This window comes from Propionispira arboris, from assembly GCF_900109225.1.
In the GTDB taxonomy this organism is placed as follows: Bacteria; Bacillota; Negativicutes; order Selenomonadales; family Selenomonadaceae; genus Propionispira; species Propionispira arboris.
Map to the genome: position 1 here is coordinate 40,219 of NZ_FNZK01000003.1, position 11,774 is coordinate 51,992.

Annotated in this window: 12 protein-coding genes; all 12 read left to right on the forward strand. The window is 39.4% G+C overall.

Translation table 11 applies throughout. The features are described from left to right. Positions 1-23: 23 nt before the first annotated feature. The 12 genes from BMY14_RS03720 to BMY14_RS03775 all read left to right on the forward strand — a co-directional run bounded on the left by BMY14_RS03720 (position 24) and on the right by BMY14_RS03775 (position 11,652). Complete coding sequence (locus tag BMY14_RS03720; RefSeq protein ID WP_019553024.1) at positions 24-566, forward strand: NUDIX domain-containing protein; 543 nt, start codon at positions 24-26, stop codon at positions 564-566. Positions 567-749: 183 nt separating this feature from the next. Next, entirely contained in the window at positions 750-1,364 is a 615-nt protein-coding gene (locus tag BMY14_RS03725; protein ID WP_091829351.1) for a site-2 protease family protein, read from the forward strand. Positions 1,365-1,376: 12 nt separating this feature from the next. Continuing rightward, complete coding sequence (gene trpS / locus BMY14_RS03730) at positions 1,377-2,366, forward strand: tryptophan--tRNA ligase (protein WP_091829353.1); 990 nt, start codon at positions 1,377-1,379, stop codon at positions 2,364-2,366. Further along, complete coding sequence (locus BMY14_RS03735) at positions 2,367-3,089, forward strand: segregation and condensation protein A (RefSeq protein ID WP_019553027.1); 723 nt, start codon at positions 2,367-2,369, stop codon at positions 3,087-3,089. Between the two features lie 2 nt (positions 3,090-3,091). Then, entirely contained in the window at positions 3,092-3,613 is a 522-nt protein-coding gene (gene scpB, locus BMY14_RS03740; protein ID WP_091829355.1) for an SMC-Scp complex subunit ScpB, read from the forward strand. Positions 3,614-3,755: 142 nt separating this feature from the next. After that, complete coding sequence (locus tag BMY14_RS03745; protein WP_245741262.1) at positions 3,756-4,913, forward strand: D-alanyl-D-alanine carboxypeptidase family protein; 1,158 nt, start codon at positions 3,756-3,758, stop codon at positions 4,911-4,913. 135 nt (positions 4,914-5,048) lie between these two features. Further along, the gene (locus BMY14_RS03750; RefSeq protein WP_019553030.1) at positions 5,049-5,768 is read left to right on the forward strand and encodes a pseudouridine synthase; all 720 of its coding nucleotides are present in this window, start codon (positions 5,049-5,051) and stop codon (positions 5,766-5,768) included. Between the two features lie 38 nt (positions 5,769-5,806). Continuing rightward, positions 5,807-7,048 (forward strand): BaiN/RdsA family NAD(P)/FAD-dependent oxidoreductase, encoded by a 1,242-nt coding sequence (locus tag BMY14_RS03755; protein ID WP_091829359.1) that lies wholly within the window; start codon positions 5,807-5,809, stop codon positions 7,046-7,048. Between the two features lie 28 nt (positions 7,049-7,076). Further along, positions 7,077-8,378, forward strand: coding sequence for a 3-phosphoshikimate 1-carboxyvinyltransferase (aroA, locus tag BMY14_RS03760; protein WP_091829360.1), 1,302 nt, complete (start codon positions 7,077-7,079; stop codon positions 8,376-8,378). A 14-nt stretch (positions 8,379-8,392) separates the two neighbouring features. Next, complete coding sequence (gene cmk / locus BMY14_RS03765) at positions 8,393-9,052, forward strand: (d)CMP kinase (protein WP_091829362.1); 660 nt, start codon at positions 8,393-8,395, stop codon at positions 9,050-9,052. Positions 9,053-9,058: 6 nt separating this feature from the next. Further along, positions 9,059-9,661, forward strand: coding sequence for a lysophospholipid acyltransferase family protein (locus BMY14_RS03770; RefSeq protein WP_091829364.1), 603 nt, complete (start codon positions 9,059-9,061; stop codon positions 9,659-9,661). 17 nt (positions 9,662-9,678) lie between these two features. Further along, the gene (locus tag BMY14_RS03775; protein ID WP_091829366.1) at positions 9,679-11,652 is read left to right on the forward strand and encodes a bifunctional 4-hydroxy-3-methylbut-2-enyl diphosphate reductase/30S ribosomal protein S1; all 1,974 of its coding nucleotides are present in this window, start codon (positions 9,679-9,681) and stop codon (positions 11,650-11,652) included. The last annotated feature ends 122 nt before the right edge of the window (positions 11,653-11,774 follow it).

Here is an 11,774-nt window from a genome sequence, read left to right on the forward strand (position 1 = left end):
TGAATGGCAATGGAGGCACAAAAATGGATGAAGGCTTAATTGAAAAAAAAATAAGCAGTACACGCGTCTATGAAGGCGTTCTTTTGAAGGTTAATAAAGACGTAGTCGAACTGCCAAATGGCAAGCAGGCGGTACGTGAATGGATTGAACATCCAGGGGCGGCGGCTGTAGTGCCTCTTTTAAATAACGGAAAAATTGTTATGGTTAGGCAATATCGTCATCCGATGGGAAAAGTGACTCTTGAAATTCCCGCAGGAAAACTCGATGATCCAAATGAAGATCCACTAGAATGTGCACGCCGTGAACTAAAAGAAGAAACCGGTTATCGCGCACATACGTTAACCAAACTTACAACGATTGCTACAACGGTGGGGTTTTCAAATGAAGTCATTCATCTGTATGTTGCGAAAGATCTTGATGCGGGGCTTCAATGTCCTGATGAAGATGAGTTTATTAATACAGTGATGATTTCAGTTGAAAAAATTGATGAATTGATTCAGACAGGAAAAATTGATGATGCAAAATCGGTTGTTTCGTTGCTGATGGTGAAAAATTTTATTCTTTAATTTGTAAAAATCCTTTCTACAATAGGATCTGTAGAGAGGATTTTTATATATAGGTCTTCATTTGATTGAGATATGGTTTTGAAAAATTTGTAATTTATCGTTACAATTCAAAGGTTTTCTAGTATAATTATAAAGATAGACATAAATTTATCTTTAGTTTAACAGGTTGGGAGTGGTTTTTTAGTGTTTGGTCCAGATATGATTTTTGGTATACCTGGTTTATTGATTGCGATGACTGTGCATGAGTATGCACATGCGAGGATCGCTGTGGCATTGGGAGATCCAACTCCAAAGTTTGAGGGAAGGTTGACACTCAATCCATTAGCTCATTTAGATCCAATTGGGTTATTGATGCTGTTTTTTGCACAATTTGGTTGGGCAAAACCAGTTATGATCAATCCGCGGAATTTTAGTGATCGACGTCATGGTGAACTCTATGTTGCAATTGCCGGACCGGCAGCCAATTTAATAACAGCATTTGTATCCTTGCTTCTTTTGAATATTATTGCAGTAATGGGTATTCAAGTGCAGTGGGTCTATCTTGTTATCAAATTGGTTATGGTATTCAATCTTAATTTTGCTATATTTAACATGATTCCATTGCCACCACTTGATGGCTCGAAAGTTCTGATGAGTTTTTTGCCGGGCAAATTAGCCTATCAATATGCCGGGTTGGAACGCTATAGCTTTTTTATCTTAATTTTGTTGGTTTTTACAAATATATTGGGAGTTATTATTTTCCCGATTCGGAATGTAATTCTTAATGTAATGTCGTTTATTTTGTCATTTATATTTTAGGGGGAGATTTTTTTGAGTAAGGGTCGTATTTTTAGTGGTATGCAGCCATCGGGTAAGTTTCATTTAGGAAATTATATGGGGGCACTTGAAAATTGGGTGAAATTACAGAATGATTATGAATGCTTTTTTTCAATTGTTGATTTACATGCCTTGACAAGTGCCTATGCTGATACAAGTAAAATTCCAGAAAATATTTATAACATGGCACTTGATTGGTTAAGTGCAGGGTTAGACCCGGAAAAAAATGTTATTTTTGTTCAATCAAAAGTAAAGGAACATGCCGAACTGCATTTACTGCTTTCGATGATGACCCCGCTTTCCTGGCTGGAACGTGTACCAACCTATAAAGATAAACTACAGCAGCTTGGTGCACAGGGGAAAGATATTAATACGTATGGGTTTTTAGGGTATCCGGAACTTATGACAGCTGACATTATTCTTTATAAAGCAGGCTTTGTGCCTGTCGGCGAAGATCAGCTGCCGCATTTGGAACTTGCGCGTGAAATTACGCGTCGTTTCAATAATTTATATAGTCCGATTTTTCCGGAACCACAGGGCTTAATGAGCGAAGCGGCGGTTCTTCCTGGTATTGATGGGCGTAAGATGAGCAAATCCTACGGAAATACGATTCCGTTTGCTTCAAGCCCGGATGAACTTAGAGAACGGGTTCGTATGATTATTACCGATCCACAACGCATCAAAAAGACAGATAAGGGCAATCCGGATGTTTGTGTAGCTTTTAAATTTCATAAATTGTTTAATAAAGAAGAGATTGTTGAGATTGATCAAGCCTGTCGCAGTGCATCCATTGGCTGTGTAGATTGCAAAAAACGACTCGCTGAAAAGATGGTACACATCATGGGGGCGATGCATGTGCGTCGTCAGGAATATGAAGGAAAGCCAGAAAAAATTCGAGAAATTTTGGAGGCTGGTACGGAGCGGGCACGTAAAGTTGCAGCAGCGACAATGGAAGAAGTTCGCGAAGCAATGCATTTACAATAAATGTTGGACTATGAAATTAAATTAGATGCATTTGAAGGCCCTTTGGATTTGTTGATGCATTTAATCGAAAAAAATAAAATTGATATTTATGATATTCCAATTGCTGTTCTTACCGAGCAGTATATAGAATATCTGGATCGGTTTCAGGAATTCAATATTGAAATAGCCAGCGAGTTTTTGGTTATGGCGGCAACTTTGCTGCAAATTAAATCACGTATCTTATTGCCTAAGGTAAAAAAAACAGAGGATGAAACGGATATTGAGGATGAACTGGATCCAAGACAAGAACTGATTGATCGTCTTTTAGAATATCGACGTTTCAAAGAAGTAAGCGAAATTTTGGACCAATTGGCAGAAGAACAGGAAAAGTTATTTTTCCGGTCACCAACATTAATACCTGTTCAGTACCTGCCTCCGACAAATCTCGATATTCAACTGCTTTTGGAAGCATTTCATAGTGTTTTAGAGGCAAATGCAGATCATACTTCACTTGTATCTCGTGAAAAATTCAGTGTACAAGATAAAATGGCGGATATTATTTTTCTTTTGGATAAGCAGGCTGGGACTATTCTCTTTACGGACGCTTTCACAAGATCCGGGACAAAAAATGAATTTATTACGACATTTTTGGCTTTGCTCGAATTGATGAAGCTTAAAACTGTCACAATTAAACAGACACAGCCTTTTTCGCCTATCTATATTAACAGAAGGAGCGAGGAATAACCGTGTTTTATGCAAATCTTAAGGGTCATGTTGAGGCACTGTTGTTTATCAATGGTGATCCTGTTCCAGCGGGGCAGCTTGCTGAAATTTTGAATGTTGATAAAGTCAATATAGAAGAAATCGTCGCACAGTTAAAAGAAGACATGGATACATCGGAGCGTGGCCTGACCATCATTAAAGTTGCTGGCGGCTATCAGCTTTGTACAAAGCCAGAATTAGCAGCGATCGTGGAAAAAATGGCACAGGTATTGGATAATAAATTATCTGTTCCGGCTATGGAAACGCTCTCTATTATTGCATTTAAACAGCCGATTACCAAACAGGAAATCGAAAACATTCGTGGTGTACGAGTCGATCGAGTTTTAATGAAACTAATAGATCGTTTGCTGGTCAAAGAATTAGGTCGAAAAAAAGTAATTGGACGACCAATTTTGTATGGAACGACGGAAGAATTCTTAAAATGTTTTGGTTTGGACAATATTGAAGATTTGCCATTACTGCCAGATGCAGTATATGCGGAATGAATAAAAGTAAGGACTGTCTTGCAATCTACGAGGATAGTCCTTGCTTTTTTACGTACTTGGCAGAACAGCTGTTTTTTTGTAAAAATACTTGACGGTGCGTAGTGGTCTTATATATAATATTTACGGTGTGTTTAATGAAAGGGTGGAAAGGTTGAAAAAAGTTTTTTCTATTATTTTAGTGCTGAATATGATGTTGCTTAATTTTAACTTTAGTGTTGCATCGGCACAAGAGCTATCGAATCTGACGGCAAAGTCAGCCATCGTTATTGAAGCAGCTACCGGTAAGGTTTTGTATGAAAAAGATGCAAACTCAAAACGATATCCTGCCAGTACAACAAAGATGATGACGCTAATTGTGGCACTTGAATATGGCAAGCTGGAAGATACTGTAACAGTAAGCAAAAATGCAGTAGAGACAGAGGGGTCCTCGCTGGGCCTTGACGAAGGTGAAAAAATCAAGTTGTCCGATTTATTATATGGTATGATGCTCGTATCAGGAAATGATGCTACGGTGGCGGTGGCAGAACATATTGCTGGTTCTGTTGATAAATTTGCTCAACTTATGACAAAAAAGGCTATTGAAATCGGAGCACAAAATACTTCCTTTGTGAATTCAAGTGGACTGCCTGATCCAAATCATTATACAACGGCATCTGATTTGGCCAAGATTGCTGCTTATGGGTATAAAAACCCTATGTTTGCCAAGATTGTTAATACGAAAGAAAAGCTGATACCATGGGGATCTAGAGCTTATATGCGAGATTTGAACAATGAAAACAGGATGCTGTCTTTATATGATGGTGGCAATGGTGTTAAAACAGGATATACGGATCTTGCCGGGCGGTGTTTGGTATCCGCGGCCAAACGTGATGGGGTTCAATTGATTGCAGTAGTTCTTGACAGTGAATATATGTGGAATGATTCTATTGCCTTGTTAGATTATGGCTTTAGGAATATTCAACCAATGAATTTATTTAAGAAAAAAGATATTGTGAAGACGGTTCATGTCATATCGGGGAAAAAAGATGTCATTCAGTTGATAGCGGATGGTGATGTTGATATTCCGGTTGTGGAAGGTGATCAGGATAAATTTCAAACACTGATTGATGTTCCTGAACGCATTTATGCGCCCGTTAGCAAAGGAGATCCTGTTGGTAAGGTAAAAATCATGTATGATGGTAAAGAGGTTGCTTCGGTAAATCTGATCGCTAAGGAATCGGTAGATAAACGTTCTTTTTTTTCAACGGTATATCAGACGATTTCTTTGGCCGTGTCCTATATCAAAAATACATTGGTTTAATATAAACAGTAAAAGAACAGTGTAAACTGTTCTTTTTTTGTATAAAAGGAAAATTTAACAGCGATATCTGTTATAATAAAAGCAGTATGATTTTATGAAAGCATCGGTAGTTGCGTAAAAAAAGGAGAATGTTGTTTGGAACGTTTACAAAAGGTTATGAGTCAGGCTGGAGTTTCATCCCGCCGGGCAGCAGAAAAAATTATTCTAGAAGGCCGTGTCAGTGTCAATGGACGAGTGGTAAAAGAACTTGGTAGTAAAATTGATCCGGAAAAAGACGAACTTTTGGTTGATGGAAAAGTTATTAAGACAATGACGGATCATGTTTATTTTATTTTAAATAAACCCAAAGGGGTTATTTCGACAGCGAAGGATGAACGTGGCAGAAAAACAGTCCTTGATCTTTTAGCAAAGGTTCCGGAACGTATTTATCCTGTCGGCAGGCTTGATAACAATACAGAAGGCCTTTTGCTTTTAACCAATGATGGTGAATTAATGAATTCACTGCTGCATCCTAAATATAAAATTTATAAAACATATATTGCAAAAGTTGAAGGGAATCCTTCGGAAGATAAACTCGATCAGCTGAGGGCTGGTATTGAACTTGAGGATGGTATGACGGCTCCCGCTGAAGTATATATTGCTGGGACAGAACCTATGAAAAATATTACAACGCTTGAAATCATAATCCATGAAGGTCGGAACCGTCAGGTACGTCGGATGTGTGAAGCGATTGGATGCTCGATTAAGTCACTGAAAAGAATTGAATTTGCGGGACTTACCTTGTCGGGTGTTCATCGCGGACAGTATCGTGCTTTGACGGCAAGAGAAGTAGATCGTTTGAAATCAATTCAATAAGAAGAAAAGTTTATTTTCAAAAGATAGGGTGTAGACAAATGGAAAAGATTATTGTGGTCGGTGGTGGTCCTGCGGGATTGATGGCAGCCGTCAAAGCTGCGGAAAATGGCTCTGAAGTACTTTTACTGGAAAAAATGAATCGTGTCGGTAAAAAAATGTTGATTACAGGTAAGGGGCGCTGCAATATAACAAATACAGCACAAATACCTGAACTTATAAAAAACATTACGGGCAATGGTGCTTTTTTGAATAGTACGATCCGAGCATTTGATAATGAGGATGTTATTGCTTTTTTTAATGGACTAGGACTGAGTACTAAAATAGAACGTGGCGGTAGAATTTTTCCTGAAAGTGATAAAGCTGCTGATGTAGTAGGGTCAATGTTGCGCGCGCTGCATCGACTTGGTGTTAAAATTGAAGTCAATCAGGTGATTGATCATATTTTAGTGAAAAATAGCACAGTATGCGGTGTTAAAACGAAAACGGGAAAGATCTATGAGGGCGATGCTGTTATTTTAGCTACGGGTGGAGCTTCGTATCCCGGAACAGGTTCAACGGGCGACGGATATGCTATGGCCAAAAATTTAGGACATTCGGTTGTGCCAATCAAACCATCGTTGGTTCCGCTTGAAACAAAAGAATCCTGGATCAAATCCGTACAGGGACTGTCACTGAAAAATGTAAAAGTGACAGCTCTTGCTGATGGTGAAAAGATTGGTGAGGACTTTGGCGAGATGCTGTTTACGCATTTTGGTGTATCAGGACCAATTATATTATCACTTAGCCGGGTTGTAACGGAGCAGCTGCAACAGGGTAAAAAGGTAGAACTTAGTATTAATCTAAAGCCAGCTTTGACACCGGAAGTATTGGATAAAAGAATTCAACGTGACTTTGAAAAATTTATTCGTAAACAGATTAAAAATTCGCTGCACGAACTTCTACCAGCGAAACTCATTGATGTAATGATTGGGTTAGCTTCACTGGAACCGGATAAAGAAATCCATCAAGTAACAAAAGAAGAACGGCTCAGGTTGGTGAATGCAATTGAACATTTAACGCTTACCGTTACGAAAACACGGCCGATTGCAGAGGCAATTGTTACAGCGGGGGGGATTGAAGTCAAGGAAATTAACCCTAAAACAATGGAATCAAAGCTTGTGAAGCACTTGTATTTTGCTGGTGAGGTCATTGATATCGATGGTTATACAGGTGGTTTCAATCTTCAAGCTGCCTTTTCAACAGGTGCTGCCGCAGGGCAATATGCGGCTTGGAGTGATTGATGATTTTTAAGTAGAAAGGTTGAATGAAATGGGTGGAAATAAAACAGTTGATTCTTTAAAACATGGTATATGTGGGGAGATTTTTATTCCAGGAGATAAATCAATTTCACATCGCAGCGTTATGTTTTCAAGTTTAGGCGATAGGGCAGTACGGATAAGGAATTTTTTAAATGCACAGGATTGTATGTCTACGGTTGCGTGTATGCGTTCATTGGGTATTCAAATAGACCAAATCGGACCGACTGAATTTATTGTCCATGGCAAGGGCCTTCATGGATTGCAGGAGCCGCAGTGCATTGTTGATGCGGGGAATTCAGGAACGACTTTGCGCTTAATGATGGGAATCTTAGCACCCCAGCCTTTTTTAACAACCTTTACAGGTGATGCATCGCTTCATAAACGTCCGATGGGGCGTGTTATTAAGCCGCTGTCGGCGATGGGGGCTCATATTGTCGGTCGTGAAAGTGCGAAATTTTTGCCAGTAACTTTGATTCCAACGCAAAAATTAAAAGGTATTGATTATCAGATGCCGATGGCTAGTGCACAGGTGAAGTCTGCTATTTTGCTCGCCGGTATGTATGCTGATGGTGAGACTCGGGTTACGGAGCCTTATACATCACGCGATCATACAGAAAAAATGCTGGAAACTTTTGGTGTTGCATTGGATAAAGAGGGAACGAGCATTACAATCAAAGCGGTGGATTCTTTTCACGCACCAGAGTTGATTGAAGTTCCCGGGGATATCAGTTCAGCGGCTTTTTGGCTGGTGGCAGCATCTATTATTTCAGGCAGTGAATTGACATTGCGTAATGTTGGGGTGAATCCAACCCGCACTGGAATCCTTGATATTTTAATTGATATGGGAGCTGATATTACTTTAATTAATAAACGGTTTAGTGGCAAAGAACCAGTCGCAGATATTGTCGTAAAATCAGCTGCACTTCATGGTACAACTTTTGGTGCGGAAATTATTCCTCGTCTGGTTGATGAAATTCCTGTGATTGCAGTTGCGGCGATGTTTGCTGAAGGAGAAACTGTCATTACTGGCGCGGGTGAACTTCGGGTGAAAGAAACGGATCGCTTGCAAGCCATTACGACTGAGTTTAATAAATTAGCAGACTGCATTATCGCGGCAGAGGATGGACTTACGATTAAAGGATCTGCTAAGCTGAAAGCTGCTTCTTGTTTATCTTATCATGATCATCGCATAGCAATGGCTTTGGCAATTGCAGGAGCAGCAGGTGCGGGAGTAACCATAGATAATGCGGAATGTGTGAATATTTCGTATCCGGAATTTTATGCGACATTGGAAACTTTAAGAAACAGATAGCGGGGGAGAAATACATGAGGAATTTAGTCGTAGCAATTGATGGCCCCGCCGGGGCTGGAAAAAGCACCGTAGCACAGTTGGCCGCAGAAAAATTGGCTTATACATATATTGATACAGGAGCAATGTATCGTGCTGTAGCTTGGAAAGTTTTACAACAATCTGCAACAAATATCACAGAGGAACTTATACTTTCTGTAGTCGCAGATATTGAAGTTGATTTACAATATATAGATCGAAAATCTATTATTTTTGTTGATGGAATCGATGTTAGTGGTGAAATTCGAACTCCTGAAGTTACAGCACTTGTTTCGCAAGTTGCAAAAATTGGTGCTGTTCGAGAAAAATTAGTCGCGTTGCAGCGAAAAATGGCACAGCGTGGTTCGGTGCTTATGGATGGACGGGATATAGCAACCAATGTATTACCGAATGCTGATGTGAAAATATTTTTAACTGCATCAATTGATGAACGTGCGGCAAGACGCTGGCGTCAATTGCAGCTGAATGGTTATAGTGTGGACATGTCTGAATTAAAACAAGAAATCGCGGCTCGTGATAAGGCGGACAGTGAACGAGAAATTTCTCCGCTTGTTCAGGCGGCTGATGCAGTCTTGATTGATACGACGAGACTGTCTATTGATCAAACGGTAGAAGCTATATTAAATTTATGTAGGTGATATATCATGTTATACAAATTTGTTCGCAAATTGTTACAGTGGTTGTTTAAAGTGGTATTTCGCTGTAAAATATCAGGTGCTGAGCATATTCCATTGTCAGGAGGACTCATTATCGCCGCGAATCATGCGAGTAATTGGGACCCTCCCATGGCAGCTGTATTTGCTTTGCGTCCGGTCTGCTTTATGGCCAAACAGGAATTATTTGCTGTACCTGTTTTGGGACAAATTATAAAGCAACTCTATGCATTTCCAGTTAAACGGGGGGCTGGTGATCGTGGTGCAATAAAAACAGCCTTGCAGATATTAAAAAAAGGAGATTGCTTAGGGCTTTTTCCGGAAGGAACACGCAGCCATGATGGCAAAAGGCATAAGCCGGAAGCTGGAATAGCTTTTATTGCCGCTAAGGCTAATGTGCCGGTCATTCCCACCGCACTGGTAGGGGCAGCAGATATTTTTGGCGAAAAGACAAAATTTCCTAAACTGAAAATTCACTATGGAATGCCAATGGTGTTTCAAGGAAATCCAGCGGATCGAGATGAATTACAAGCTTTTTCGCAGCAGATTATGGATGAAATAGAAAAAATGATAACGATTGAACAGAATAAATAATTGATGGTGATATAAAGATGGAAGTTTTTTTAGCAAGACATAATGGCTTTTGTTATGGTGTAAAACGCGCAATCAAATTAGCACAAGATAGTGCCGCTTTAGAGGGAAAAGCCTGTACATTAGGCCCGATTATTCATAATCCCCAAATGGTAGAACGCTTAGCCAGTGAGGGCATTGGTATGGTGGATACGCTACAAGAGATGACAGGAGATACAATCATTATTCGTTCTCATGGTGTTGGTCCGCAAGTTTATGAAGAAGCAGGAGTTGCTGGTCTGCAAATTGTGGATGCAACTTGTCCACATGTGAAAAAAGCGCAGATGTCAGCCTATTCTCTGTCTGAAGAAAACTATCAAGTTGTGATTGTTGGCGAAAAAAAACATCCGGAAGTAAAAAGTATTTTTGAATGGTCAGGGCATAAGGCGGAAGTTGTTGAGACAGTTGAGCAGGCTGCTCAAATTAAAACGTGTTTAAAATTAGGTATTGTCGCTCAAACGACTTTTTCAGGGGAAGAATTTAAGAAGATTGTCAATGTCTTAATTGATAAATCAAATGATATTAAAATTGCCCGAACGATTTGTACGGCAACAGACCAGCGGCAAAAGGCCGCCATTGAGCTTTCACAGGAAGTTGACCTCATGCTTGTAATTGGTGGAAAAAACAGCGCAAATACAACTAGACTAGCCCAGCTTTGTTCAAATGCCGGTTGTAAAACACATCATATTGAAACGGTACAAGAGATTGAAACGGGCTGGTTTAACGGTATTCATAAAGTTGGTATATCAGCTGGGGCTTCAACTCCGGATTGGATTATTAAGGAGGTTTACGAAAAAGTGCAGAATATGGAAAGTTTACTTGAGGAACAAGATATTAAAAAAATTCAGGAAGATGATATAATTAAAGGGACAGTTGTCTTAATAAATCATGAGGAAATTTTTGTCGATATTGGCTATAAGGCGGAAGTTAGTATTCCAAAAGCGGAACTGGCATTCCCAATTCCTGAAAATGCTGCTGATATTGTACAAATTGGTGATGTACTTGATTTATATGTTGTATCTGTCGCTGGTGAAAACGGGGTTGTTTTATCGAAAGTGAAAGCTGATAAAATCGTAGCTTGGGATAAAATAAAAAATGCTTTTAATACAAAAGAAAAGCTGGAAACGATTGTGCTTGAAGCTGTAAAAGGTGGTCTGGTAACAGCAATATTTGGTCTTAGAGGTTTTATTCCTGCCTCACAGATTGATTTGAAATTTATTGAAGATTTATCTGTATATATTGGTCAAACATTGGTTGTTTTGCCGATCGAAATTGATCCGGATAAACAGCGCATTGTTTTATCACGGCGCGTGCTTTTGGAAGCAGATCGCAATGAAAAACAAACGGAGATTTTTGAGCAGTTAACGGTTGGTCAGGTGATTCGCGGCACTGTGAAGCGTTTAGCAGATTATGGAGCGTTTATCGATATTGGCGGAATTGATGGCTTGGCGCATATTTCAGATTTATCGTGGGAACGAGTCAATCACCCTTCCGATATTTTGGCAGTAGGCGATCAAGTTGATGTTTTCGTAAAAAGTTTTGATATAGCGGCAAAACGGATTTCTTTGAGTGTGAAAGATACAATTCGTGATCCATGGTTTGCCAAAGTGGAGCAATATAAAGAAGGCAGCTATGTTAAGGGTAAGGTTAGTAAAATTGCCGAATTTGGTGTATTTTTAACGATTGGAGATCATCTGGACGGGTTGATTCATATGAAAGAGCTTTCGGAAAAACGGATAACAAAAGCGGAAGAAGTCGTTCATCTTGATGAGGAACTAAACGTAAAAATTATTCATATCGATAAAAAGACGAAACGCATTGCACTCAGTCTTATACAGGCACAACAAGATGCTGAAAGAGCAGAGTATACGGATTATATTTCAGAACAGACGGAAACAACAAACACATTGGGTGATCAATTTGGGGATCTGTTTAAAAACTTTTCCGATAAATAAAAGATAATCTTGTTGGTATTCAGGATTCTTTAATTCGTATATAATATTACTTAATACAGGAAAAATTGAGTGTGACTGAATTTCCAAAGGAGTGGTGGTTTTTCTACATCACTCCTTTGTTT

Excerpts from the sequence above, each read along its gene's own strand:
- BMY14_RS03720 (WP_019553024.1), top strand. The coding sequence starts at position 24 with ATGGATGAAGGCTTAATTGAAAAAAAAATAAGCAGTACACGCGTCTAT.
- BMY14_RS03735 (WP_019553027.1), top strand. The coding sequence starts at position 2,367 with ATGTTGGACTATGAAATTAAATTAGATGCATTTGAAGGCCCTTTGGAT.
- BMY14_RS03775 (WP_091829366.1), top strand. The coding sequence starts at position 9,679 with ATGGAAGTTTTTTTAGCAAGACATAATGGCTTTTGTTATGGTGTAAAA.
- BMY14_RS03755 (WP_091829359.1), top strand. The coding sequence starts at position 5,807 with ATGGAAAAGATTATTGTGGTCGGTGGTGGTCCTGCGGGATTGATGGCA.
- BMY14_RS03770 (WP_091829364.1), top strand. The coding sequence starts at position 9,059 with ATGTTATACAAATTTGTTCGCAAATTGTTACAGTGGTTGTTTAAAGTG.
- cmk (WP_091829362.1), top strand. The coding sequence starts at position 8,393 with ATGAGGAATTTAGTCGTAGCAATTGATGGCCCCGCCGGGGCTGGAAAA.
- aroA (WP_091829360.1), top strand. The coding sequence starts at position 7,077 with ATGGGTGGAAATAAAACAGTTGATTCTTTAAAACATGGTATATGTGGG.